This is a genomic window from Variovorax sp. 10L421, assembly GCF_056395365.1.
This window is the reverse complement of sequence record NZ_JBFTJJ010000040.1, coordinates 1-26287: the sequence shown is the minus strand read 5'-3', so window position 1 is coordinate 26287 and position 26287 is coordinate 1. Positions and strand designations below refer to the sequence as shown.

The following is a 26287-nucleotide window of genomic DNA, read 5'->3' as shown; positions in this document are numbered from 1 at the left end:
GGCCAGCGCGGCCGCGGCGCCGCCGCCCGCCCCGCCGAGCAGCCCCGAGACGCCCGATGCAGCGCCGGCCGCATCGAAGCCACCGCCGGCCGGGGCCTTGCCCTTCCAGTCCTGCGGCGTGCCGAAGTAGCTGCCCTCCTCCCACGGATCGCGAGGGTCCTTGCCGAAGGTCACCTTGGCGGTGCCGATAGGCAGGCCCGCGACGCTCGCGAAGCCGTTGCGGTCCAGCGTTCCGGCGTGCGTGCCGCCTTCCGAATCGACCACGGTGAAATCGCCCTGCGCCACGCCCTGGTGCTTTTCGCCGGTCGGCTTGATGTACTGGTGGTAGAGATCGAGCTGGCCCTTGGGCACCTGCGGCGGATTGGGCAGCGCAGGCTTGCCCTCGCTGGCCGGCCCGACCAGACTGTGCACCGCGGCGTGCTCGCGCCAGGTACCGGAGGTGCCGTGCTCGATGCCGCCAGAGCTCCAGCGGCTGTAGCTCGAGCCGCCGTTGATCACCACCTCTTCTTTCGCCTGGATGGTGATCTTGTTGGCAGTCTGCGTGATGTTGAGCTTGGCCAGCACGTTGACGCTGTCCTTCAGCGCCTTGATGTCGATGTCGGCGCTGGCCGCCACCAGCCGCATGCCGGCCTTGGCGGCGAACAGGCGGATCGCGCTCTGCACGCTCACCAGCAGGCTCTTGCCCGCACTCACGCTGGTGTGGCCGCCGCTGGTGAGCGCGGTGTGCTCGCTGCTCACGATGTGGGTGGAACCTTGCGCCACGGTCTGCAGGCCGCGGGCGCTGGCCAGCGTCAGGTGCGGCTCCTGGAACTCGGGGAAGTCGCCCTGCTCGCGGTTGCCGCCCTGGCCCCTGATGGCGTCGTTCTGCGCCTTGAGGATCTCCGTGACCTCGTCCTGGTCGCCGGCGTCGTGCGCCTGCGCACCCCGTGCCACTTCGCTCAGGCCTTCGTGCATGTCGCGCGCCTGCGTGAGGCGGCCCACGGTCTCGCCCATGTCCGTCATGTGCGCCTGCGCGTTGGCCCGCGCCTCGGTGGTCACCAGCAATCCTTTGGCCGATCTCACCGCCCCATGCCCATCGGTACGCAGCTCGAAGCCCTGGCCTCGTGGCTCCTTGCGCCCAGCCGTGTCCTCGATGCGCCCGATATGCCCAACGCTCAACTGGCTGGCCTGGTGATCGCTGCGCAGCTGCGCCTGGATCTTCCCTGCCGTATCGTCGAGCACGATGTGGTTGCCTCGGCCCCCACCCAACTCGCGGCTGCGGATGCCCGACAGGTGCTTCTGCCCGGGCAGCTCCCACGCAGGCATGGTGTCGGCGTTGTGCACGCAGCCGGTGACGATGGGGTAGTCGGGGTCGCCGTTGAGGAAGTCGACGATGACCTCCATGCCGATGCGCGGCACGCTGGTCATTCCGAAGGTGGTGCCGGCCCATGCGGTGGACACGCGCACCCAGCARCTGGMGTKCTCGTTGTCCTSGCCRATGCGGTCCCAGTGGAACTGSACCTTGATGCGSCCGTAYYGGTCGGTCCAGATYTCYTCGCCSGCCGGRCCSACCACCTTSGCCGTCTGCGGGCCGCGTGTACGCGGCCTGGGGGTGGTGCGCTGCGGGCGCCACGCGTAGCTGGTGGGCTGAGCCTCGAAGGCGAAGCGCTGCACGGAGCCTTCGGTGCCGTCGGCGCCTTCGCTGGCCTGCAGGTTCTCCTGCAGGTGGTAGCTCACGCCCACGAGCAGGTACTGCTGGTTCTGGTCGGCCCTGGGATGGCCGGTCAGCCGCAGGGTGTGGCCGGTGGCCAGCTCGCGCAGGTTGGATCTGCCGGTGACGCGATTGCGCTGGCTGAGCTGTTCTTCGTTGCGGATGCGCGCATAGGTCTCGCCGTCGCCGTGCTGCACGAAACCGCCCGGCCATTCGTACTGTTCGTAGGCGTCGTGGTCGTGCCCGGGCGGCATCTGCCGCAGGTGCGACAGCTCGGCCTTGGGCTTCTCGAAGTCGTAGTCGTCGTTGTAGTGATGGCCGGGTCGCACCTCTTCGGCGATCTCCCACGCGTAGATGCGCTCGCGCTGGCCCATGCCGGACTTCTCCAGCGGGTGGTAGCGCACCTCCTCCCCGCCGGGCAGCGGGTTGTGCGAGTTCGCGATGTCGTCTGCAAACACGAGCACGTGCTGGCTCGCCTCGTGCCGGAAGTGGAAGTAGAGGCCTTCGAGTTCGCACAGGCGCGAGACGAAGTTGAAGTCGCTCTCGTGATACTGCACGCAGTAGTCCCAGCGCCGGTAGTCGCCGCGCGTGAGCTTCTTCTCGATGGGGTAGCCGTAGCTCCCGAGCACTTCCATGACGATGTCGGGCACGCTCTTGCCCTGGAAGATGCGGAAGTCGCTGCGCCGCGTGGCCAGCCACAACCAGGGACGCAATTGCAGGCGGTAGAAGGAATGGCGCGCGTCTTCTTGCTGCAGGCCGAACCGGGTGGCGATGCCGCCGAGGTAGCGCACGCCGCCCTCGGTTTCCACCGCCACGGTGGCCGCCTTGCCCAGCAGTGCCTTGGGGTCGATGCCGTTACTGCTGCCCAGCAGTTCGATGTCGAACGCGTAGAGCTGGCTCAGTGCCTCGCGGCCCACCAATTGGCGAAATTGCAACGCCTCGCCCAACGGCGTCTGGATGCTGACGCGGCGGCTCATTGCGCCTCTGCATCCGGCAAATAAGCCAAATTGCTCAATTGCAATAAAACGAATAAGAATATTGTTTTAAAAATGAGCGCCATGCCCACCTCCCCGTGAATTACCTTTCCAATTATTCTAAATGGTCAATTTGCGTAAGACCCAATGCAAAAAATGGAGATGCGGCCAAACCGGCAGCGCAGCCCAATCAAAGGCCTTGCTGGCGATCGGCAACTCGAGCGGGTTGTTGCAGACCCGTGCGGAATAGCAAGATTCCCTTGCTCCCGGGATCAGCCCCGCAATTCATCCCCGCAAAGAAATCCAACGGCTCATGCCGCCTTGCGCGACGTCAGCCACTGCGCCGGCGTCAAAGCCGCCGCCACCACGCGCACCTCGCCGATGTTGCCGAAGAAGCCGTCGGCGCGAGCACCATCCCACGAGCCGCCACCCACCACCCACGGCGAGGTGGCCGAAAGCGTGGCCAGGCCCGGGATGGCCGACGCATTGCGCAGCACCGGCGCGCCTTCGACGTACATCGTGGTGTCGTGCGACACCGGGTCGTTCACGATCGCGACGTGCACCCAGCGGTCGGCAATCACTTCGCCTGACCAATTGGCCTTGGGCGCGCGCGTGCCGGCCGGGCTCGGCACCACTTCCCACTGCACCTCGCGCAGGCTCGAAATGGCGAACAGCATCGGCGGAGACTCCGGATCGCCACCCGAGTAGCCAGCCAGATCGCCGCGGCGGCCGTCGCGCGTCATGATGTTCATCCACGCCTGGTTGCCGCTGGCCCAGCTCTTGTCGATCTTGATGAAGGCCTCGACCGTGTAGCCGTTCTCCAGCGTCTGCGCGTTGATCGGCGCCGCCGCGTCGGTGAGGAAGTAGCTCAGCCGCGGCGTGTTCTTGTTGGTGTTGAGGAAGCGCACCGAGCCCGGCGCCGCCGACAGGTAGTGCCGGTCGTCGGTCCACACGATGTCGCCATCGGCGGCGCCGACGATGCCGCCCTGGTTCAGCGCATCGCGGTGCAGGGGGTTGTTGCCCGTGACGTCCGCGACGACGGTGCCCGGCAGCACCGGCTGGTTGACCGCGCCGCCAAAGAAGCGCCAGTGCGCCAGCGTGTTCGCGACCTTCGGGTAGTCGTCCGAATTCGCGGCGGGCCGCTGCTCGACCGTCGCCGGGTCCTTGTAGTTGGCCAGGATCATCGCGCGGGCCTGGTCTACCAGGGAGCTGTCGATGGTGGCGCTGCCGGTGCCGAAGCTCTTGTTGAACCCCGCGAAGCGCTGCGCGAAGTCCACGTCGATGACGAAGGCTTCGTTGGGGGTGGTGAGCACTGCCTGGTCGAAGGTATTCAGTGTATTGGCCGGCTTCTGCGGCACCCAGGGCGAGAACGACAGCACCCTGATCTGCTTGTTCGTCAGGTCGAATTCGTAGAGGCGCATCAGGCCGTTGCCGCCTTGGTAGGCCATCTGGTAATCGACCACCATCTCCTCGACCTTGTGGCCGAAGTCGTTGGTCTTCGTGAGGTGCGCGGCGCCGTGATGGTGGCCGTTGAGCGTCATGAAGATCTGGTCGTTGTCGCGGATCAGCTTCTCCCAGAGCATCCTGCCGTAATCGGTTTCGAGCGGGCTCTTGCCGTCGGCGTCGATATTCAGCAACTGGTGGTTCACCAGAACGACGGGCAGCGTCGGGTTCTTCGCAATCACTTGGCGAGCCCAGGCAATGCCCGCGGCGGAGATGCGCCACGACAGCGACAGCACCATGAACTTCTGGCCCTGCGCCTCGAACACGTGGTATTCGTGAAAGCCACTCGGGTCGCGCGCGCCGAAGGTGGTCTGCTTCTTCGCGCGCTCGGGGCCGAACCACTGGATGTAAGGCTCCTTGGTGGGGTCGCGGTCGGCATCGGTGCCGCCGACGGGGTCGACGCTGTAGTCGAAATCCTTCAGCACGTCGTGGTTGCCGGCAAGCACGCTGTAGGGCAGCTTCGCGTCTTCGAGCACCTTCATGGCGGCATCGGCCACCTTCCACTGGTCGGGCTTGCCGACCTGGTCGACCACGTCGCCGAGATGGATGGTGAACGGGATGTTCAACGCCTTGGCGTTGGCCGCGATCCATTTCGTCTGCGCGGCGAAAGGTGCGCTGCCGAAGCGCTTGTCGTACTGGTCGCTCTCGGCGGCGGTGGCGTAGCGCGCATAGAACTGCGTGTCGGGCATCACGGCGAGCGCGAAGCTGGAGATCTTGGCAGCGGCGGCCGGCGGTGCTGGCGTGGGTGCTGGTGCCGACGTGGATGCCGGTGTCGGCGCGGGTGCTGGCGCCGATGCAGGCGCTGGCAGCGGACCGAAGGCGGGTGAACTGCCGCCGCCACCACCGCCGCAGGCGGCAAGCAAGGCACTGCTGCCGCTGACCGTCAGCAGCGATGCCCCTAGCTTGAGCACCTGGCGGCGCGGTGGGGTGCGGTGGTTGTCACCGCCACTCGATGGGGAATTGCTCGGTTCGGCAGGCGCGGCAACGCGCGGCGCGCGGGCGCCGCGCGAATCGTCGGAAACGGACATGGGAAATGAGGAGAAATTGCGAAGCGCGCAGCGTAGGAGGCTGCGATGACACGGGCATGCAAGGCTCGTGTCACTTCGGTGCACCGGTTCGCGTTCAGGCGTTGCGCGCTCGCTCCATCCGCTCCAGCTTCACCACCTGCCATGCGCACAGGCTGCCGAGCACCGCCAGCAGCGCCGCCGCGGTGAACATCGTGCGGTAGCCGAAAGCCTGCGCGACCGCGCCGCCAAGCAGCACGCCCAGAACGCCGCCAAAGCCATAGCCGATCACCGTGAACAGCGCCTGGCCGCGTCCGCGCAGATGGCCGGGAAAGCGGCGCGACACCACCGCGATGCAGGTCGTGTGGTGCGCCGCGAAGCTCAGCGCATGCAGCCACTGCGCCACGACGAGCGCCGCGATCCAGCCGCCGAGCCCTGCCGTCAACCCCAGCCGCGCGACGGCCGCGATGCCGCACACCAGCATCCAGCGCGGCATCGGCATCAGGCCGATGAGCCGGCCCTGCAGGAAGAACCAGACGATCTCCGCCACCACCGACAGCGCCCACAGCAGGCCGATGGTGCTCTTGCCGTAGCCGATCGAATCGAGGTACAGCGAGAAGAACGCGTACACCGAGAAGTGCGACATCACCTGGAAGAACAGCGCCGCGAAGAACCATTGCACCGACGGGTTGCGCAGCACCGGGCCGATGGGCACCCTCACCGCATCGTGGGCGGCGGGCGGCTCGCGCACGTCCGGCAGCTTCATCGTCGCGAGCAGCACGATGGCCAGCGTGCCGGCCGCCCAGGCCGGAAAGTGCTTCATGCCGAAGCGCTCGAACCACTCGCCCGCCACGAACACCGTGAGCAGGAAGCCGGCCGAGCCGCACAGCCGGATGCGCCCGTAGCGCCCCCAGTCGCCGGCCACCAGCTGCGCCATTGCGGCCTCGGTGAGCGACATCATCGAGCTGGTGTGGGTGAACATCACGAGCAGCACCAGCGCGAGCCACCAGGCGCCGCCGTGCCACCACAGCCCGAAGGAACTGAGCAGCGCCACCGCCGCGCTGAAGCGCAGCAGCTTGACGCGCTGCCCCGTGTGGTCGCTGAGCGCGCCCCAGGCGTACGGCGCAAACACCCGCGTGATCGACTGCACCGACGCCAGCAGGCTGATGGTGAAGATCGGAAGCCCCAGGTCCTTGAGCCAGAGTGGCAGGTAGGGATTGAAGAAGCCGATGTGCGCGAAATAGCTGGCCGACAGACCAGCGAACGCCAGCAGGTGGCCGCGCCCGGCGGCCACTGGCGGCGGGGCGGACACTACAGGAAGGACGCCTGCGGCGACGCAGCTTCGGTCGCGTTGGCTTGCGTCTGCACGTCGCCGCACTGCGCGCGGTTGCGCAGCGCGTGCTCCATGACCACCAGCGCCAGCATGGCCTCGGCAATGGGCGTGGCGCGGATGCCGACGCACGGGTCGTGGCGGCCCTTCGTAACGACCTCGACGGGGTTGTTGTGGATGTCGATGGACTGGCGCGGGCTGATGATCGAGCTGGTCGGCTTGATCGCGATGGTCACTTCCAGGTCTTGCCCGGAACTGATGCCGCCGAGGATGCCGCCCGCGTTATTGGTGACGAAGCCGGTGGGCGTGATCGAGTCGCCATGCGTGGTGCCGCGCTGGGTGACGCTGTCGAAGCCGGCGCCGATCTCGACGGCCTTTACCGCGTTAATGCCCATCATCGCGTAGGCGATCTCTGCGTCGAGTTTGTCGAACAACGGCTCACCGAGCCCGATGGGCACGTTCGTGGCGGTGACGCGGATGCGCGCGCCGCACGAATCGCCGGCCTTGCGCAGGCGGTCCATGTAGTCCTCCAGCGCGCTCACGTCGGCGATGGGGGCGAAGAAGGGATTGCTGGGCACGTGCTCCCAGCTCTCGAACGGAATGGCGATTTCGCCGATCTGCGTCATGCAGCCGCGGAACACCATGCCGTATTTCTCGGCCAGCCACTTCTTGGCAACGGCGCCGGCCGCGACCATGGGGGCGGTCAGCCGCGCCGAGGAACGCCCGCCACCGCGCGGGTCGCGGATGCCGTACTTCTTCCAGTAGGTGAAGTCGGCATGGCCGGGGCGGAATTGCTGGGCAATCTGCCCGTAATCCTTGCTGCGCTGGTCGGTGTTCTGGATCAGCAGTGCAATCGGGGTGCCGGTGGTCTTGCCTTCGTACACGCCGGAGAGGATCTGCACCGCGTCGGGCTCGTTGCGCTGGGTGACGTGGCGGCTGGTGCCGGGGCGCCGACGGTCCAGGTCGCCCTGGATGTCGGCCTCGCTCAGTGCCATGCCGGGGGGGCAGCCGTCGATGACGCAGCCGATGGCCGGGCCGTGCGACTCGCCGAAATTGGTGACCGCGAAGAGTGTTCCGAAGGTGTTGCCGCTCATGCCCGGGATTATCCCCACAAAGCGGCCGCCCCTCAGTCGGTCGTGTTTTCCATGCGCTTGGTCAGCGCGCCCACCTGCAGCTCGATGGAAAACAGCCGTTCGTTCAGCACGGCCGTCTGGAGCCGGATCGCCTCGATGATGGCCTTGGTCTGCGGGTCGGAGGTGTTGTCGCAGAGTTCGGCCAGGTCGTGCAGCTTCTTGCGCAGTTCATTGCTCATGGGAGGCTCCGGTAATCCATCGCGTCGTGGAAGCCCCAGTATGGGGTTTCGTCATCGCTGCGGCAATGCGGCGCCACCCGGGGCTTCGGGTGCACGCGCTTCACGCTGGCGGCAGCAGCCAGCCTTCGAGCTTGGCGAGAGCGCCGGTCCAACCGTGGGTGTGGCTGTCGCGCGCGGCCTCGTCGAAGAACTGTTCGTGCAGCAACACCAGTTCGCAGCCCTCGGCATCGGGTTCGATGCGCACGGTGACGCGCGACTCGCGCTCCGGCGTGCTGCGCCATGCCCAGCTGAAGACCAGCTTGCGATGGGGCACCACCTCGAGGTAGGTGCCGCTCACGTCGTGCGTTTCACCGTCGGCCGCCAGCATGGCCACGCGGAAGCGGCCGCCCACGCGCAGGTCGACCTCGGCGATGGGGACCGAGACGATCTCCGCGGGCCCGAACCAGCGCTTCAGCGCTTGCGGGTCGGTCCACGCGCGCCAGACTTTGTCGGGCGCAACGCGGTAGTGCCGGCGGAGCGTGAGCGAGGGGCGCTCGGCGGCGTCTCGGGCGGAAGGGTTCTCCATTCGGTCTCCTCCTGGTGATAGAGAAAGCGCGCCAGTGCATCGAGGCGCCCGGTCCAGAATTTCTCGTAGCGCGACAACCACACGGCAGCCTCCTGCATGGGCAGGGGCGACAGCGCGCAGCGCACGATGCGGCCCTCTTTCGTGCGCGAGATCAGGCCGGCCTCTTCGAGCACGCGCAGGTGCTTCATGAAGCCGGTGAGCGACATGCCGTGCGGCTCGGCCAGTTCGGTCACGCTGAGGCTGCGTTCGCCCAGGGTTTCGAGCACCGCGCGGCGCGTGGAATCGGAAAGCGCGGCGAAGACTGCGTCGAGGGTGCCGGCGTCCGGGAGGGCGATTGAGTGAACCATACGGTTGAGTATCTGGAGGGCCCATGGGCTCGTCAAGCCGTGTTTCGACGACGTGCGTGGCAAGCTCCGACACGTTGCCGCAGCTCATCTTCCCCGGGGCCATATGCTCGACCTCGGAGCGCCAACACCCGCCAAAGGAGAACCATCGATGCCCGACCTGCGCCAACCGTACCCCCCGATCGAACCCTACGAAACCGGCACGCTCGACGTGGGCGACGGCCACCTCATCCGCTACGAACGCGTGGGCACGCCCGGCGCCAAGCCGGCGGTCTTCCTGCATGGCGGGCCCGGCGGCGGCATCTCGCCCGAACACCGGCGGCTGTTCGATCCGGCGCGCTACGACCTGATGCTGTTCGACCAGCGCGGCTGCGGCCAGTCGCAGCCGCACGCCGGCCTGGAGGCCAACACCACCTGGCACCTGGTGGCCGACATCGAGCGCCTGCGCGAGCGCGTAGGTGCCGATCGCTGGCTGGTGTTCGGCGGCTCGTGGGGCTCCACGCTCGCCCTCGCCTATGCGCAGAAGCACTCCGAGCGCGTGAGCGAACTGGTGCTGCGCGGTATCTACACCGTGACCCGCGCCGAGCTGCAGTGGTACTACCAGTTCGGCGTGTCGGAGATGTTCCCCGACAAGTGGCAGAAGTTCCAGGCGCCCATTCCCGAGGCCGAACGCGGCGACATGATCGCGGCCTACCGCAAGCGCCTGACCAGCGACGATCCGGTGGCGCGCATCGAGGCGGCTCGCGCCTGGAGCGTATGGGAGGGCGAGACCATCACCCTGCTGCCGAACCCCGCGCTCGCCGAGACGCATGCCGACGATCATTTCGCGCTGGCCTTCGCGCGGCTGGAGAACCACTACTTCGTGCACGACGCCTGGCTCGAAGACGGCCAGCTGCTCCGCGACGCGCACAAGCTGCACGGCATCCCCGGCGTGATCGTGCACGGCCGCTACGACATGCCCTGCCCCGCGCGCTACGCCTGGGCGCTCCACAAGGCCTGGCCCGAAGCAGAGTTCCACCTGATCGAGGGCGCGGGGCATGCCTACTCGGAGCCCGGCATCCTCGACCAGCTGCTGCGCGCGACCGACAGTTTCGCAGGCCGCTGAATCGCGCCTGGCCGGCCCGACCTGGGAACGCTTTATGCGTGTTGCACCGCAACACCCATCACCTGCGAAGGAGCGCCCCATGCCGGACCGTCCCGCCACCCAGTTCTCCCATGTGAAGCCCGGTGACACCGAGTTCGTATCGGGTGGTTTGCGTGACTTTTTTCTCTACCGCGACCTGGGTATCGCCGAAGCCACCAACGGCAAGGTGATCGCGCATCTGGTCAAGGCCAACATGGCACCGGAAACGGGCACGGGCTGGCACCGCCATGAGGCGGACTTCCAGATCGTGATCATGGTCAAGGGCTGGGCCCGCTTCATGTACGAGGACAAGGAAACGCTGGTCGAGGCCGGCGACGTGGTGCACCAGCGGCCAGGCATCCGGCACTTCCTGTTCGACTACTCGCCGGACATGGAGTACCTGGAAATCGTCTCGCCGGCGGACTTCAAGAGCGTCGACGTGGAGCCGGTGTGCGAGATTCCGCCGCCGACGCCCTGGAAGTAGAGTCGTACGGCCACCGGCGGGCGGCTTTTACTCCAAATAACCTGTCTCCAACCTGACCTCGCACGTAAAGACGGCGGGGCTGTCTCCTCGGCCAAACATCGGGCGAGGAAAGTGTCAAACAAGAGTGATTCGCAGTCAGAATCCCGGCCGACGCTTTTGTTTGCGTCCTCTCGAAGGCTCCACGATGACTCCCCCCACCCGCTCGATGCGTCGCCGCACGCCCGTCGCACTGGCCCTGATCGGCCTGTGCGCTTCCTCCCTCCCCACGGCGTTCGCTCAACAGGTCGCGCAGCCCGCCGCGTCCTCGCCCGCCCCCAAGCCCTCGCCCGCTGCCGGCACCTCCGTGCCCACCACGCTGCGCGAAGTGCAGGTCCAGGATGCGCAGGACAAGACAGGCTTCGGCGCCAACCCTGCCTCGCTCAACCGCCTGCCGGCCGACCTGCGCGATGCGCCGCAGTCCGTCACCGTCATCAACCAGGCCGTGATGCAGTCGCAAGGCGCCACCTCGCTCGCGAGCGCGCTGCGCAACGTGCCGGGCCTGACCATCGGCGGCGCCGAAGGCGGGCAGATCGGCACCAACATCAACCTCAACGGCTTCTCGGCGCGTACCGACATCTACCTCGACGGCGCACGCGACCGCGCCCAGTACTACCGCGACACCTTCGCGCTCGAATCGGTCGAGGTGCTGATGGGCCCCTCGTCGATGCTGTTCGGCCGCGGCTCCACCGGCGGCGTGATCAACCAGGTCACGAAGAAGCCTTCGCTCACGCCCGCGGGCGAGGTCTCGGTGTCGGCCAGCACCACGGGCCTCGTACGCTCGACGATCGACGTCAACCGCCCGCTGTCCGACACCTCGGCCTTCCGCATCGCGGCCATGGGCCAGCAGGGCGACGCCAGCACGCGCGAACAGACGAAGCTGAAGGACTTCGGCCTCGACGCCTCGCTGAAGTTCGGCATCAACACGCCGACGCAGGTCACGCTCTCGGCGCTGGTGCAGCACAACCGCGACCAGCCCGACTACGGCGTGCCGCCACTCAACGGCCGCCCAGCCAAGGTCGACCGCGACACGGCCTACGGTTTCAGCGACGACCGCACGATCTCCGACATCCAGGCCTTCAGCGCCGTGGTGCAGCACAAGCTCACCCCCGACACGTCGATCCGCAACCAGACGCAGTACAACGACGTGACCACCGACGCACGCGAGACCGCGCCGCAGGGCATCGGCACCCTGTCGACCAAGGGCGTGTTCACGCCCCTGTCCACCGGCACCACGGCCGCGCCCGCGGCCGCGTTCTCGTCGCTGCCGCTGAGCAGCCTGTGGGTGCGCCAGCAAAGCCATGACCGCACGATCCACGACAAGTCGCTGTTCAACCTGACCGAGCTCAACACGAAGTTCACCACCGGCTCGGTCAAGCACACCCTGCTCGCGGGCCTGGAACTGGGCCACGACACCTACGACAACCAGACCTACTACCGCAACGGCGCCTGCAACGGCGTGGCGCTGAACCCGGTGGGCGGCACCAGCGGCTACGCGACATGCTCGCCGCTGCTCGCGCCGTACCAGGGCAACACGCCGAGCACCGCGCCCAGCCTGCGCGGCAACCTCGCCACCGCGAGCGCCACCACGGTGGCCGGCTACGTCAACGACACCATCGAGCTGAGCCCCCAATGGAAACTGGTGGCCGGCGTGCGGCAGGACCACTACCGCGCAAGCGTCTACAACAGCATCCCGACCGCGACCACGCTCGGCAGCGAAAGCCAGACCGTCGACTTCACCAGCGTGCGCGCCGGCGCGATCTGGCAGCCCACGCCCTCGCAGTCGTACTACGTGTCGTACAGCACCTCGTTCAACCCCTCGCTCGAACAGCTCGTCGCCACCACGGGTGCCACGCAGCCGCTGCCGCCGCAGAAGAACAAGGCATACGAACTCGGCGGCAAGTGGGACCTGAACGACGGCAACCTCTCGCTGACAGCGGCCGCCTTCCAGATCACCCAGACCAACGCGCGCTCGCAGAACAGCGACGGCACCTACAGCGCGACCGGCACGGTGCGCGTGAACGGCGCGCGCGCCGGTGTCGCGGGCCGGGTGACCGACAAGCTTCAGCTGTTCGGCGCCTACACGCACCTGGATGCCACCATCGTCAACGGCATCGCGCCCGGCACGCTCGGCAAGACGCCCGCCAACACGCCGAAGGACGCGGCCAGCCTGTGGGCCACCTACGCCATCACGCCCGAATGGGAGATCGGCGGCGGCACCACCTACAGCGCGAAGCGCTTCGCGAACAACACCAACCTCGTGCAGGTCGGCGGCTACGCGCGCCTCGACGCGATGGTGGCTTACCATCAGCCCAAGTACGACATCCGGCTGAACCTGTTCAACCTGGCCAACCGCTACTACTACGACGCGCTGATCCCCTCCGACGGCGGCCGTGCAGTGCCGGGCTCGGGCCGCGCCGCCACACTGTCGCTCACCTACCGCCTTTGAGGCCCTGAAGAAGAAGACGATTCGCCATGCTGGTCTGCATTCCCGGCATCCTGGACCGCGAAGCGCTTGCGGCGGTCCGCGCGCGCCTCGATGCGGCCGGCGATGCGTGGGTCGACGGCCGAGTCACCGCGGGCCACCAGGGCGCGCCGGTCAAGTTCAACCAGCAGATCGACGAAGGCTCGGCGGTGGCGCACGAATGCCAGTCCATCGTGGCGAGCGCGCTCGAACGCCACCCGACCTTCATCAGCGCGGCGCTGCCGAACCTGCTGTACCCGCCGATGTTCAACCGCTACAGCGAAGGCATGCGCTTCGGCCTGCACGTGGACGGCGGCGTACGCATCGACCCGCGCACCGGCCGCAAGCTGCGCACCGACCTGTCGGCCACGCTGTTTTTGTCGGACGCCGACAGCTACGACGGCGGCGAGCTGCAGATGGAAGACACGCACGGCATGCAGACCGTGAAGCTCGCGGCCGGCGACATGGTGCTCTACCCCGCCACCAGCCTGCATCAGGTGACGCCCATCACGCGCGGCGTGCGCGTCGCGTGTTTCTTCTGGGTGCAGAGCCTCGTGCGCGACGCGGGCGACCGCGCGCTGCTGTTCGACATGGACAACGCGATCCAGCGGCTCAACCAGAGCGGCGCCGACGAATCGGCGCGCCGCACGCTCGTAGGCACGTACCACAACCTGCTGAGGAAGTGGAGCGACACCTAGTTCTTTAAACTCTCCCGGCTCACCAGACATACAACAACCGAGGAGAGAGAACTTGCGTATTCAAACCACCCGCCTGACAGCCGGCGTGCTGCTCGCGTGCGCCGCTTTCGTGGCCCACACCGGCCACGCCGCATCGCCGACCGGCACCACCCCGTCCACCCCCGCTTCGACCGCCAGTTCGCTGGAGGCCGAGCAGGACGCCGCCTTCAAGGCTGCCAAGGCCGTGCAGAAGGCCGGCCCCGCCGACATCGTGCTGCGCGACCAGGCCCACCTTCAGCTGCCCGCGGGCTATGTGTGGGTGCCGACGCCCGCCGCCGCGCAGTTGATGCGCAGCATGGGCAACCGCACCGACGACACCTTCGTCGGCGCGATCTTCCCCGCCGACGATGCCGACTGGATGGCCGTCGTGAAGTTCGTGAAAGAGGGCTATATCAAGGACGACGATGCGAAGGACTGGAACGCCGACGACCTGCTCAAGAGCCTGAAGGAAGGCACCGAAGCCGCGAACGAGGAGCGCGCCAAGCGCGGCATCCCCGCCATCGAGGTGACGGGCTGGGCGCAGAAGCCGCAGTACGAAGCCGCATCGCACCGCCTCGTGTGGTCGGCCCTGTCCCAGCGCAAGGGCAACACCGACGGCAGCCAAGGCGTCAACTACAACACCTACGCGCTGGGCCGCGACGGCTACCTGAGCCTGAACCTCATCACCAACGCCAAGGACCTCGACAAATACAAGCCCGACGCCAGCAAGCTGCTGGCCGCAATCCAGTACGACGACGGCAAGAAGTACGCGGACTTCAATTCATCGACCGACAAGGTCGCCGCCTACGGCCTGGCCGCGCTGGTGGCCGGCGTTGCGGTGAAGAAACTGGGCCTGTTCGCGATTGCGCTGGCCTTCCTGGCCAAGTTCGCAAAGCTGGCCGTGGTGGCGGGCGGTGCGGCGCTGTGGGGCATCGCGAAGCTGTTCAAGAAGAAGGCTTGAGCGCAGGGGCCGGACCGAAGGACCGCGGCGGCGCAACCGGACTGAGTTTTCAGAACGTCCCGGAATTCCAGCAATCCGGCACGACAATTCGGGCATGGCCACCTCCTCCGACCTCCCTCCCCTCAACCGCCAGTTCGTCGCGCATTTCGGCGAGATGGGCAGCAAGTGGGGCATCAACCGCACCGTCGGGCAGATCTATGCGCTGATCTTCCTGTCGGAGCGCGCGCTCAACGCCGACGAGATCGCCGAGCTGCTCGAGTTCTCGCGCTCGAACGTCAGCATGGGCCTGAAGGAACTGCAGGCCTGGCGGCTGGTGCACCTGCGGCATCACGCGGGCGACCGGCGCGAATACTTCGAGGCCCCCTCGGACGTGTGGGAAATCTTTCGCGTGCTGGCCGAGGAGCGCCGCCGCCGCGAGATCGAACCCACGCTCTCGATGCTGCGCAACGCGCTGCTCGAATCACCCACCAGCGACGCCGAACGCCACGCGCAGGAGCGCATGCGCGAGATGCACGACCTGATCGACCGGCTGATGAAATGGTTCGACGACGTGCAGCGGCTCGCGCCCGAGACCGCCATGAAGCTCATGGGCATGGGCGCGACGGTGACGAAAGTGTTGACACTCAAGGACCGCATCACGGGGGGCGGCGTCTCGAAGAAGAAGCCCGCGGCGGATTGAAGGGGGCGCCGTTCGGGGGCGCTCACGCCGACGGGGGACCTTCGCGGAGGGGAGTACCCGGTGGCCTGTGCACGCCCCCCAGACTGACCGCAAAAAGCGAATGGACTCTCAAAGCCGCTCCTGCCCCTGCGGCGCCTCTGGCATCTCGAGCTTCTCCCTGCGGATGGCGTCGTCGTCCATGAGTTCGTACCACATGGCATTGAGTACGGCGAAAGCGGCTGCCAGCGGCAGACCGAGGATCCAGGCGAAGTACCACATCTTTTTTCCTCCGTTCAGTAGGCGTGACCGCTCTCGTCGCGGATCGCCTGTTCGTCGACCTTGCCCCACAGCACGTGGTAGACCCAGCTGGTGTAGGCCACGATCAGGGGAATGAAGAAGGCCGTGACCACCAGCATGATGAACAGCGTGAGGTGGCTCGACGACGAGTCCCACACCGTGAGGCTCGCGCGCGGATCGATCGACGACGGCAGGATGAACGGGAACATCGACGCCCCCACGCTGAGGATGATGCCGGCGATGCCGAGCGCCGCCGCGAGCAGCGCGAGCACCGGGCGGCGCAGCGCGAGGCCGAGCAGCGCACCCAGCGCGCCGACGAAGCCCGCGGCCGGCGCGACCCATGTCCACGGGTGCGCAGTGTAGTTGGCGGTCCACGCACCGGCGTGCAGCTCGACAGTCTTCAGCATCGGATTCGACGGTCCTATCGCATCGACCACGCTGCTGATGCGATAGCCGCCGATGCTCGTCGCCAGCAGGACGCCGGCCAGCGCATACAGCGCGATGGTGAGCACCGCGGCGACCATGCCGTAGCTGCGCGCGCGCTCGGCGACCGGCCCGGCCGTCTTCAGCAGCAGCCACGACGCGCCGTGCATCACGAGCATCGCCACCGACACCAGCCCGCACAGGACGGCGAACGGATTCAGCAGGCCGAAGAAGCCGCCGTCGTAGAAGATGTGCATGTCGCTTCCGAAGCGGAACGGCACGCCCTGCAGCACGTTGCCCACGGCCACGCCGCAGATCAGCGCGGGCACGAAGCCGCTGAAGAACAGCACGCCGTCCCAGCGTGCGCGCCATTGCGGCGACTCGCGCTTGCTGCGGAACTTGAAGGCCACGGGCCGCAGGATCAGCGCCGTGAGAATCACGAACATCGCCAGGTAGAAGCCCGAGAACGACACGGCGTACAGCTGCGGCCACGCCGCGAAGATCGCGCCGCCGCCGAGGATCAGCCACACCTGGTTGCCCTCCCACACCGGGCCCACGCTGTTGATGACGACACGGCGTTCGATGTCGTTGCGCGCCGCGAAAGGCAGCAGCATGCCGCTGCCCAGGTCGAAGCCGTCGGTCACGGCGAAGCCCACCAGCAGCACGCCGATCAGCAGCCACCAGATGATGCGAAGGGTGTCGTAGTCGAGGAGTGTGTGAAGGATCATGCGGCGCTCCCGGTGGTGGCAACAGCGGCGCCGGCGTGCGCCGGCGGAACGTGCGAGCGGGTGTCGCCCTCGTCGGGCGCGTGCTCGGCTTCAGGCCCCTTGCGGATGGCCTTGAGCATCAGCTTCATCTCGATGACGAGCAGCGTGCTGTAGATCGCGACGAAGCCCGCGAGCGTGAGCAGCAGCGTCTTCACGCCGAGGTTCGACACGGCCACCGCGGTTGGCAGCACGCCCTCGATCACCCACGGCTGGCGGCCGAACTCCGCCACCAGCCAGCCCGACTCGATGGCAATCCACGGCAGCGGAATCGCGAACACGGCGAGCTTCAGCAGCCAGCGGTAGCGGTCCAGCCTGCGGCGTGCCGACAGCACGAAGAAAGTGGCGGTCAGCACGATCAGCAGCATGCCGATGCCCACCATCACGCGGAACAGCCAGAACAGCGGCGCCACTTGCGGCACGGTGTCCCACGCGGCCTTTGCGATCTGCTCGTCGGTGGCGGTGCGCGGGTCGTCCACGTAGCGCTTGAGCAGCAGCGCGTAGCCCATGTTGATGCCGTTGTCCTCGAAGTCGCCGCGCACGCCTTGCGTGACCTTGCCGGTGCCGCCGGCTTCGCGGATCTTCTGCAGCGCGTCGTACGCCTTGAGGCCTTCGCGGATGCGGGCTTCGGCGCGCTTCACGAGTTCGTCGATGCCGGGCATCACGGTGTCGAGCGAGCGCGTGCCGATCAGGCCCATCACCGCCGGGACGTGGATGGCGTAGTGCGTCTCGCGCGCCTGCTGGTCGGGAAACCCGATGACGGTGAAGGCGGCGGGCGCGGGCTGCGTTTCCCACATGGCCTCGATGGCGGCCAGCTTCATCTTCTGGTGTTCGCCCGAGAGGTAGCCGCTTTCGTCGCCGAGCACCGCCACCGACAGCGCGGCGGCGAGGCCGAACGAGGCCGCAACAGTCATCGAGCGCTTTGCAAGTTCGAGGTGGCGCCCCTTGAGCACGTACCAGGCCGACACGCCGAGCACGAACACGGCCGCGCACACGTATCCCGCCGACACGGTGTGCACGAACTTGGCCTGCGCCACGGGGTTGGTCAGCACCGCGGCGAAGTCGGTCACTTCCATGCGCATGGTCTGCGGGTTGAAGGCCGCGCCCACGGGGTTCTGCATCCAGCCGTTGGCGATCAGGATCCACAGCGCCGAGAAGTTCGAGCCGATGGCCACGGCCCACGTCGCGATCAGGTGGCCCACTTTCGACAGCTTGTCCCAGCCGAAGAAGAACAGCCCGACGAAGGTGGCTTCCATGAAGAAGGCCATGAGCCCCTCGATGGCCAGCGGCGCGCCGAAGATGTCACCGACGTAGTGGCTGTAGTAGCTCCAGTTCATGCCGAACTGGAACTCCATCACGATGCCGGTGGCCACGCCCATTGCGAAGTTGATGCCGAACAGCACGCCCCAGAACTTCGTCATGTCGCGCCAGATCGTGCGACCGGTCATCACGTAGACAGTCTCCATGATCGCGAGAATGATCGAAAGCCCGAGCGTCAGCGGCACGAACAGGAAGTGATACAGCGCCGTGGCGGCGAACTGCAGGCGCGATAGCGCGACGATGTCGAGGTCCATGAGTCTTCCTTTGTGTTCCCTGTTTTCCCGTTCTGAAATCAATCCGGCCGCAGGCTGCGCAGCGCAGCGTCGAAGCCACCGCTGCCACGCCGCAGGTCGGCGATGATGCAGCCCTGGTGCATGCACACGATGCGGTCGGCCAGCGCGGCTTCGCGGCGCAGGTGCGTGGCGATCAGCAAGGTGCGTCGGCCGGCGTGTTGCGCGAGGCGATGCAGCACGTCGTGCGCTGTAGCGGCATCGAGCGCCTCGGTCGGTTCGTCGAGCAGCCAGAGCGGTACGGGGCGCAGCAGCAGGCGCGCCAGTGCGAGCCTGCGCGACTGCCCGCCCGAGAGGCCGAGGCCGCCCTCGCCGAGGCGGGTGCCAAGGCCGGCGACCATCGCGCGCACGTCGCTTTCGAGACCTGCGGCGCGCAGTGCGGCGTGCAATTGCTCGTCGGTGGCGTCGGGGGCTGCAAGGCGGAGGTTGTTGCGCAGGCTGTCCTGGAACAGTTCGGTGCGCTGCGTGAGCAGGCAAGCGGGCTGCGCGCTCGTGATGCCGGACTGTGGCGTGATCTCGTTGGCGATCGCTGCGAGCAGCGTGGACTTTCCGGCGCCGCTTGCGCCGATCAGTGCGACGCGCTCGCCTGCGTCCAGGGTCAGCGACACGTCGCGCAACACTTGCGTGCGGCTGCCGGGGTGAACCACCGTGACGCCCTTCAGCTCCACCGCGAAGGCCGCGTCACGCTCTTGTGCCGCGGCAACCTCGTTGCCTTGCGCAGTCATGCGCGGTGCAAGGCGCCGCACCGCCAGCCACGTGCGGCCCGCATCGAGCGCACCACGGCGCAAGGCCGCGAAAGGTTCGGCCGCTGTGAGTGCCACCAGCAGTGCCAGCGCCGCAGCGGGCGCGCCGATGACGCCCTCGCCTGCCAGCACGCCGACGGCCAGCAGCACGCCAACGAGGGTCAGGGTGCTTGCGCTGCCATAGGCCAGACCAGCCGCCGCTTCGAGCTTGTTCAACGCGAGGTCCGCCTTGGCGAGGTGCATATCGGCATTCATCAATGCCTCGCGCTGTGCGCCGATGCGGCCTGCCATCACCAGGTCGGCCTGCCCCGCCACGAGGTCGACCGCGCGTGCGCGCAGCGCTTCCATGGCATGCGCCCGCTGCACGGCCGGTCGGCGCGCGCGCCTTGCGACGAGGAACGCGATGCCCCAGCCGACGACCACGAGCCAGAGCATCAGCGCAATGCCCACGCCGGCGTGCATGAAGCCGAGCACGAGGCCCGCCAGCAATGCAGCGCCCAATGTCGCAGCGGCCGGCACGAACAGGCGAAGGTAGAGCGACTCCAGCGCATCGATGTCGGCCGTCAGGCGAAACAGCAGGCGGGCCGGGCGCATCAGCAGTTCGCGCGCCGCCTCGGCCTTGGCCCAGCCGCGGAACAGGCGAACGCGCAGCGCGGCGAGCACGGCGAAGGTCGCGTCGTGTGTCACCAGCCGCTCGCCGTAGCGCGATGCCGTACGGCCGAGCGCCAGCAAGCGGATGCCGGCCGACGGCATGAACACGTCGAAGCTGAAGGCGGTGGCTGCATGAAGGCCGGCCAATGCGGTCGCGGTGATGAACCAGCCCGAAAGCCCGAGCAGTGCCATGCCTGCAAGCACGGTGACTGCCGCGAGCAGGCAGCCCAGCAGCAGGGGACGCGGCTGCGCGGCAAGGAAGGGGCGCAGCACCAGGCGCAGATCGCGCCAGTTCGAAGCGACGAGAGGCGACGCCTTCATGCTGCCCTCTCCATCGCTTCGGTGCCAAGGTTCACTGCACGGTCCATGCGCGCAGCCAGCACCTGGTCGTGCGTGGCGACGACGAGGGTCTTGCCGCGCGCCAGCGCCACCAGCGCATCGGCCACGCGCTCGGCCGTTTCGGTGTCGAGGTGGGCCGTCGGTTCGTCCACAAGCAGCAGGTCGGCATGCGGATGCACCGCGATGCGTGCGAGCGCGAGCCGCACGGCTTCTCCGCCAGACAGGCCATGGCCGCCCTCTCCGATCGCCACGCCGGGATGCGCCTGCGCCACAGCGTCGAGCGACGCGAAGCGCATCGCCTCGGCGACCTCCGAGGTACCCACCTCCGCGCGCCCCAACGCCACATTGGTCTTGACCGAGCCGGCGAAAACGTGCGGTGCCTGGCCCATCCATGCCATACGCTGGCGCAGCGCCGTCACCGTGCGATCCGTGAGCACCACGCCGCCGACCGAGATCTCGCCGCGCGTCGCGGGCACGAGRCCTGCGAGCAAGGACAGCAAGGCCGTCTTGCCCGAGCCGCTGGGCCCCATCAACGCGATGTGTTCGCCGGCCGCGACGCGAAGCTCGAAGCCTTCGAAGACTTCTTGCGGCTCACCGGGCCAGGAGAAATGCAGGTTGCGGACGGCGACGGCCGGTGCCCCGCCGGTCGGAGCCATCGCTGCGCGCGTCAGCGAAGCGTTCGCACCAGGCAGCGGCAGTTCGTTGCGCTGCAAGCGGCCGAGCGCCTCCAGCGCCGCTTCGCCCGCAGCCCGGTCATGCCAGACCGCCGACAACTCACGCAGCGGCTCGAAGAATGCCGGCGCCAGCAGCAGCACGAACAGCCCCTCGCCCAGGCTCAGCTGCCGGCCCCAGGTGCCGAAGCCGAGCGTGCCCAACAAGTGGAAACCGACGTAGGCGGCCACCATCGCCACACCCAGCGCCGAGAAAAGCTCCAGCACGGCCGACGAGAGAAACGCAATGCGCAGCACCGCCATCGTCCGCCGGCGCAGGGATTGCGCGGCATCGTCCAGCCGCTGCACCGTGGCCTCCACCGCATCGAGCGCACGCAGCGTCGCCAGCCCGCGAAGCCGGTCGAGCAGGAACGCATTCATGCCGCCCATCTCCACCATCTGCGCCTGGCTCGCCGCCTTGGCACGCCAGCCGACGATGGCCATGAAGACCGGAATGAGCGGCGCCGCGACCAGCAGCACCAGCGCGGCCACCCACGAAAAGGCGGCCACCGCACACAGGATGAAGATCGGCACCACCGTCGCGCGCCAGCGCGCGGGCTGGTAGCGCACCAGGTACGGCACCAGCGCCTCGGCCTGCTCGGCGAGCACGCKGGCGGCCAGCCCGGAAGGCGCGCGGCCGCGATCCAGCGGCGAGCCGCCGGCCAGCGCCGCGGCTGTTTGCGCGCGCAGCACCGTGAGCTGCGCGCGCGCCCGGGAGAAGGTCCGGCGCGCGCCCCAGGCCTCGCAGCCTGCCCGCAGCAGCCCGAGCAACAGGATCGCACCGGCGGGCCAGGTCACGGCCGCCAAACCGCGACCCGACGCCAGCCCCTGCACCGCCATCGCCAGCAGCGCCGCCTGCGGCAGCCAGAACAGCGCCGCGGCGCCCTGCACCATCCCGCCGACGTCGGGCGACGCGAAAGCCCGCAGCGGCGATCGGAGCGGCGAGTGCTTGGTCATTCCTTTTTTTCGTGTATTTTCAGTATTTACTGAAATTTCCGCAATCATACCGGAGACGGGAGCGACTGACGAGCCCGCAGACTGCACGCTCCAGCGCTCGAGCGCAACCGGTTCAGGAAGATTCGGCCAGTGCGCCTGCGCGGGCGCGCCTGTCCTTTAATGAGAAACGACTATTCCGCTGACCAGCAGCGCGGCAAACAGCGCGAAGACCGCGCGCCACGAGGCAGGGCGCGCTTCCACCCAGCGATACAGCAGCGCCGCCGCGGCCACCGACAGGCCGAAGGTCGCCACGAGGCCGACCGCATCGAACCACGCGCCGTGCGGCCCGGAATTAGCGACCGCCGCATTCGTGGCGAGCAGCACCGGGAAGTGGATCAGGAACAGCGAGTAAGACATGCGCCCCAGCCGCAGCAACGGCATGGCCACGGCAGGCCAACGGGGCGGCGACAGCCAGTTCCGGCGCTGCGCGACGGCCAGCAGCAGCGCCGTGACCAGCGCGGTCGCGATGCGGCTGCGCCAGTCGAGGGCAAGCGCGCCTGCTCCCACCAGCGCCATCAGCGCGACGGCGCTCTGCCAGGTGCTGGCGCGCGTGGCGCGGCCGATCCAGAACACCAGCATGCCCAGGCCGTAGGTTCCGAAGAAATAGAAGGCGGTGTCGTCCAGCCCCGCGTTGCGGTTGAAGAGCACGAGCGAAGCCACGGCCAGGCCGACCACCAGCGCCACGGGCATCCAGCGCATCTGCGCGCCCGGCGGCGGCGAACCGCTCGAGCGCTGCAGCAGCGTGGGCAGGCCCACCAGCGCCAGCGCCAATGCAAACAGCTGGAAGTCGATGGCCACGTACCAGACACCCGTCGACAGCGACTCGAAGCCCAGCAGGTCCTGCAGCAGCAATCCATGCGCGACCAACTGCCCGAAGGTCGGCGCCGCGGGCACCACCTCCTCGTCGAGCCATGGCCGCACCACCGCCGCGACCAGCACGCACACCGTGAGCGCAGCAAGGTATGGCATGACCAGCCGCCCATAGCGCTGCAGGATGCGCGTCACCGGCCGCTCCACGCGCAGCAGGCCGTCAGGCGCAAGGCTGGCGGCCGCCAGGAAGCCGGCGATCACAAGGAACACCTGCACCGCCAGCCGGCCCTCGTCAGCCAGCCAGGCGAAGAAATCGGGCGCGAGCGCATACGCGCCGGCCGGCATCGGGCCGTAGCGCGAAAGATGGTGTCCGACGATCACCGCACAGGCGATGCCCTTTGCCGCATCGAGCAGCGGCATGCGCCCCACGGATGACGACGGCGCGCCGGCAGCAGGCGCCGCGCCGTTCGCGGCGGAAGTCAAAGCGCGAGCCGTTGCCTTGCTTCCTGGTATTCGCGCTTGAGCTTTTCGATGAAGGCCGCGGCGCTCGCCACTTCGGTCACGGCGCCGATGCCCTGGCCCGAGCCCCAGATGTCTTTCCAGGCCTTGGCCTTGCTGCCTTCGCCGCCGCCGAAGTTCATGGTCTTGACGTCGCCTTCGGGCAGATTGGCCGGGTCCATGCCGGCCGCGACGATGCTGGGTGCGAGGTAGTTGCCGTGCACGCCCGTGAAGAGGCTGGAATAGACGATGTCGTCGGAAGTGCCGTCGACGATGGCCTGCTTGTAGTCCTCGCTGGCGCGCGCCTCTTCGGTCGCGATGAAGGCGGTGCCGATGTAGGCGAAGTCGGCGCCCATGGCCTGCGCCGCAAGCACCGCGCCGCCGGTGGCGATGGAGCCCGACAGTGCAATGGGGCCGTCGAACCACTGGCGGATTTCCTGCACCAGCGCGAACGGGCTCTTCGTGCCCGCGTGGCCGCCGGCGCCGGCCGCCACGGCGATGATGCCGTCGGCGCCCTTTTCGATCGCCTTCTGCGCGAACTTGTTGTTGATGATGTCGTGCAGCGTCACGCCGCCGTAGCTGTGCACCGCGTCGTTCACGTCGGTGCGCGCGCCCAGCGAGGTGATGACGATCGGCACCTTGTACTTCACGACCATTTCCATGTCGTGCTCGAGGCGGTCATTGCTCTTGTGCACGATCTGGTTGATGGCGAACGGCGCGGCTGGCTTGTCCGGATTGGCCTTGTTGTAGGCCGCGAGTTCCTCGGTGATCTCCGCGAGCCAGTCTTCCAGCTGCGCCGCGGGACGCGCGTTGAGCGCGGGCATCGAGCCGACCACGCCGGCCTTGCATTGCGCAATCACGAGCTTGGGGTTGCTGATGATGAACAGCGGCGAGCCGATGATCGGCAGCGGCAGGTTCGCGAGGACGGGGGGTAGCTTGGACATGTTGTCTCCGTAAATGGATGTCGGTTTTATAAGAGAGAGGAGCCCCTGCCGCCCGTCAGGTGGGCGACACGGGGCGGGGCTCAAAAAGCCTCGAGCGCGAGCGCCGTGACGCTTTCGGCGCCGTCGACGATGCTGTCGCGCATGCCCGGCACCTTGTTGAGGATGTGCTCGGCATAGAAGCGCGCGGTGGCGATCTTCGCCAGCATGAAGTCGGTATCGAAGCTGCGCGAGGCAAGGTCCTGCGCAATGATCAGCGAGCGCGCAAGCTGCCAGCCTGCCACGAGGTTGCCCGCGAGCATCAGGTAGGGCACGCTGCCTGCGAACACGGCGTTGGGCGAAGCCTTGGTCTGGCCCGCGACGAAATCGACGACTTCGACGAAGGCTTCGCGCGCAGCCTTCAGGCGCTTGAGCACGGCGGCTGCAGCGGCGCTGTCGCTCTTGGCGAGTTCGGCCTCGGTCTTCTCGATCTGCGCGGCAATCGCCTTCGCGGTCCGGCCGCCGTCGCGCGCGGTCTTGCGGCCCACGAGGTCGTTGGCCTGGATCGCGGTGGTGCCTTCGTAGATCGTGAGGATCTTCGCGTCGCGGTAGTACTGCGCCGCGCCCGTCTCCTCGATGAAGCCCATGCCGCCGTGCACCTGCACGCCCAGCGAAGCCACTTCGAGGCTCATCTCGGTGCTGTAGCCCTTCACGAGCGGCACCATGAATTCGTAGAAGGCCTGGTTCTGCTTGCGCGCATCGGCGTCGGGATGGTGATGCGCGGCGTCGTAGGCGGCGGCGGCCACGCTGGCCATCGCGCGGCAGCCTTCGGTGTAGGCGCGCATCGTCATCAGCATGCGCTTCACATCCGGATGGTGAATGATCGGCGCACTGGCGTTGATGGAACCGTCGACCGGGCGGCTCTGCACGCGGTCCTTGGCGTAGGCCACAGCGTGCTGGTAAGCGCGCTCGGCAATCGCGATGCCCTGCATGCCCACGGCGTAGCGGGCCGAGTTCATCATGATGAACATGTATTCGAGGCCGCGGTTCTCCTGGCCCACGAGGTAGCCGACGGCACCGCCATGGTCGCCGTACTGGAGCACGGCGGTGGGCGAGGCCTTGATGCCCATCTTGTGCTCGATGCTCACGCAGTGCACGTCGTTGCGCTCCCCGAGCGAGCCGTCCTTGTTCACGAGGAACTTGGGCACGACGAACAGGCTGATGCCCTTCACGCCCTCGGGCGCGCCGGTGACGCGCGCCAGCACCAGGTGCACGATGTTCTCGGCCATGTCGTGCTCACCGTAGGTGATGAAGATCTTGGTGCCGAACACCTTGTAGGTGCCGTCGGGCTGCGGCTCGGCGCGGCTGCGCACCATGGCCAGGTCGCTGCCGGCCTGCGGCTCGGTGAGGTTCATCGTGCCGGTCCACTGGCCGCTCACGAGCTTTTCGAGGTACACCGCCTTCAGTTCGTCGGAGCCGGCCGTGAGCAGCGCCTCGATGGCGCCGTCGCTCAGCAGCGGGCACAGCGCGAAGCTCATGTTGGCCGAGTTGAGCATCTCGCCGCAGGCCGCGCCGATGGTCTTGGGCAGGCCCTGGCCGCCGAAGTCCGCCGGATGCTGAAGGCCCTGCCAGCCACCCGACACGTACTGCGCAAAGGCCTCCTTGAAGCCCGGCGTGGTGGTGACGGCGCCGTCCTTGAACGACGAGGGATTGCGGTCGCCCGCCACGTTCAGGGGCGCGACCACATCCTGGTTGAAGCGCGCGCATTCCTCCAGCACGGCCTGCGCGGTTTCGAGGCCGGCGTCTTCGAAGCCCGGCAGCTTCGCGATCTCGCCGATGTTGGCCAGGTGCTCGATGTCGAACAGCATGTCCTTGAGGGGGGCGGTGTAGCTCATGTCTTGTCTCCAGATACAGCGGATACGAAAAGGGCATCGCGAACGATGCCCTCTGGCTCATTGCGCCGGTGCGGTCAGAGCGCCTTCACCAGTTCCGGCACCGCCGTGAACAGGTCGGCCACGAGCCCGTAGTCGGCCACCGAGAAGATCGGCGCTTCCTCGTCCTTGTTGATCGCCACGATCACCTTGGAATCCTTCATGCCGGCCAGGTGCTGGATCGCACCCGAGATGCCGCAGGCGATGTACAGCTGCGGGGCGACGATCTTGCCCGTCTGGCCCACTTGCCAGTCGTTCGGGGCGTAGCCCGCATCCACGGCTGCGCGGCTGGCGCCCAGGCCCGCGTTGAGCTTGTCGGCCAGCGGCGCCATCACCTCGGTGAACTTCTCGGCGCTGCCCAGCGCCCGGCCACCCGAGACGATGATCTTGGCGGCCGTCAGCTCGGGGCGTTCGCTCTTCGTGACTTCCCG

Annotated in this window: 22 protein-coding genes; 6 read left to right on the top strand and 16 right to left on the bottom strand. The window is 67.7% G+C overall.

The window, feature by feature from the left end:
- The 7 genes from AC1DFC_RS28680 to AC1DFC_RS28650 form a co-directional block, all read right to left on the bottom strand.
- The coding region (locus AC1DFC_RS28680) for a type VI secretion system Vgr family protein (RefSeq protein WP_478180483.1) at positions 1-2667 on the bottom strand (2667 nt) is incomplete at its 3' end.
- A gap of 308 nt (positions 2668-2975) precedes the next feature.
- Positions 2976-5195 carry a LamG-like jellyroll fold domain-containing protein gene (locus AC1DFC_RS28675; protein ID WP_413335751.1) on the bottom strand — a complete coding sequence of 740 codons (2220 nt, stop codon included), beginning with the start codon at positions 5193-5195 and terminating at the stop codon, positions 2976-2978.
- 94 nt (positions 5196-5289) lie between these two features.
- Complete coding sequence (locus AC1DFC_RS28670; protein ID WP_007828852.1) at positions 5290-6483, bottom strand: MFS transporter; 1194 nt, start codon at positions 6481-6483, stop codon at positions 5290-5292.
- A complete protein-coding gene (aroC, locus tag AC1DFC_RS28665; RefSeq protein WP_478180482.1) occupies positions 6483-7595 on the bottom strand; it encodes a chorismate synthase in 1113 nt (370 codons plus the stop codon). Before aroC ends, AC1DFC_RS28670 begins: the two co-directional genes overlap by 1 nt.
- Before the next feature lie 32 nt (positions 7596-7627).
- A complete protein-coding gene (locus AC1DFC_RS28660; RefSeq protein WP_007828850.1) occupies positions 7628-7813 on the bottom strand; it encodes a hypothetical protein in 186 nt (61 codons plus the stop codon).
- A 100-nt stretch (positions 7814-7913) separates the two neighbouring features.
- Complete coding sequence (locus tag AC1DFC_RS28655) at positions 7914-8378, bottom strand: SRPBCC family protein (RefSeq protein WP_413315477.1); 465 nt, start codon at positions 8376-8378, stop codon at positions 7914-7916.
- Entirely contained in the window at positions 8264-8725 is a 462-nt protein-coding gene (locus tag AC1DFC_RS28650) for an ArsR/SmtB family transcription factor (RefSeq protein WP_157632112.1), read from the bottom strand. Before AC1DFC_RS28650 ends, AC1DFC_RS28655 begins: the two co-directional genes overlap by 115 nt.
- Before the next feature lie 148 nt (positions 8726-8873).
- Here AC1DFC_RS28650 and pip point away from each other — a divergent pair, with 148 nt between their 5' ends.
- From pip to AC1DFC_RS28620, 6 genes are all read left to right on the top strand, one after another.
- On the top strand, positions 8874-9827 hold the full coding sequence (pip, locus tag AC1DFC_RS28645) for a prolyl aminopeptidase (RefSeq protein WP_478180481.1): 954 nt from the start codon (positions 8874-8876) through the stop codon (positions 9825-9827).
- 79 nt (positions 9828-9906) lie between these two features.
- A complete protein-coding gene (locus AC1DFC_RS28640) occupies positions 9907-10329 on the top strand; it encodes a cupin domain-containing protein (RefSeq protein WP_413335756.1) in 423 nt (140 codons plus the stop codon).
- 184 nt (positions 10330-10513) lie between these two features.
- Positions 10514-12814: a TonB-dependent receptor gene (locus AC1DFC_RS28635; protein WP_413335758.1), complete on the top strand. Its 2301-nt coding sequence runs from the start codon at positions 10514-10516 to the stop codon at positions 12812-12814.
- Between the two features lie 26 nt (positions 12815-12840).
- Positions 12841-13527 carry a Fe2+-dependent dioxygenase gene (locus AC1DFC_RS28630; RefSeq protein WP_007828844.1) on the top strand — a complete coding sequence of 229 codons (687 nt, stop codon included), beginning with the start codon at positions 12841-12843 and terminating at the stop codon, positions 13525-13527.
- Positions 13528-13612: 85 nt separating this feature from the next.
- Positions 13613-14506, top strand: a complete 894-nt coding sequence (locus AC1DFC_RS28625; protein WP_157632114.1) for a DUF2167 domain-containing protein — start codon at positions 13613-13615, stop codon at positions 14504-14506.
- Between the two features lie 94 nt (positions 14507-14600).
- Positions 14601-15185: a GbsR/MarR family transcriptional regulator gene (locus tag AC1DFC_RS28620; protein WP_007828838.1), complete on the top strand. Its 585-nt coding sequence runs from the start codon at positions 14601-14603 to the stop codon at positions 15183-15185.
- Positions 15186-15293: 108 nt separating this feature from the next.
- Here the strand turns inward: AC1DFC_RS28620 and cydX are convergent, their stop codons facing one another.
- The 9 genes from cydX to AC1DFC_RS28575 form a co-directional block, all read right to left on the bottom strand.
- Complete coding sequence (gene cydX, locus AC1DFC_RS28615; protein ID WP_007828837.1) at positions 15294-15443, bottom strand: cytochrome bd-I oxidase subunit CydX; 150 nt, start codon at positions 15441-15443, stop codon at positions 15294-15296.
- A 14-nt stretch (positions 15444-15457) separates the two neighbouring features.
- The gene (cydB, locus tag AC1DFC_RS28610) at positions 15458-16612 is read right to left on the bottom strand and encodes a cytochrome d ubiquinol oxidase subunit II (protein WP_478180480.1); all 1155 of its coding nucleotides are present in this window, start codon (positions 16610-16612) and stop codon (positions 15458-15460) included.
- A complete protein-coding gene (locus AC1DFC_RS28605; protein WP_478180479.1) occupies positions 16609-18222 on the bottom strand; it encodes a cytochrome ubiquinol oxidase subunit I in 1614 nt (537 codons plus the stop codon). The genes cydB and AC1DFC_RS28605 overlap by 4 nt, the downstream gene beginning before the upstream one ends.
- 38 nt (positions 18223-18260) lie before the next feature.
- Entirely contained in the window at positions 18261-19973 is a 1713-nt protein-coding gene (locus tag AC1DFC_RS28600; RefSeq protein ID WP_478180478.1) for an amino acid ABC transporter ATP-binding/permease protein, read from the bottom strand.
- Positions 19970-21658: a thiol reductant ABC exporter subunit CydD gene (gene cydD, locus AC1DFC_RS28595; protein WP_478180477.1), complete on the bottom strand. Its 1689-nt coding sequence runs from the start codon at positions 21656-21658 to the stop codon at positions 19970-19972. The genes AC1DFC_RS28600 and cydD overlap by 4 nt, the downstream gene beginning before the upstream one ends.
- Positions 21659-21814: 156 nt before the next feature.
- Positions 21815-22927, bottom strand: a complete 1113-nt coding sequence (locus tag AC1DFC_RS28590; RefSeq protein ID WP_413315502.1) for an acyltransferase family protein — start codon at positions 22925-22927, stop codon at positions 21815-21817.
- Between the two features lie 59 nt (positions 22928-22986).
- Positions 22987-23949 (bottom strand): NAD(P)H-dependent flavin oxidoreductase, encoded by a 963-nt coding sequence (locus AC1DFC_RS28585; RefSeq protein ID WP_007828829.1) that lies wholly within the window; start codon positions 23947-23949, stop codon positions 22987-22989.
- A gap of 80 nt (positions 23950-24029) precedes the next feature.
- Complete coding sequence (locus tag AC1DFC_RS28580) at positions 24030-25820, bottom strand: acyl-CoA dehydrogenase (protein ID WP_007828828.1); 1791 nt, start codon at positions 25818-25820, stop codon at positions 24030-24032.
- 74 nt (positions 25821-25894) lie between these two features.
- The coding region (locus AC1DFC_RS28575) for an electron transfer flavoprotein subunit alpha/FixB family protein (protein WP_478179923.1) at positions 25895-26287 on the bottom strand (393 nt) is incomplete at its 5' end.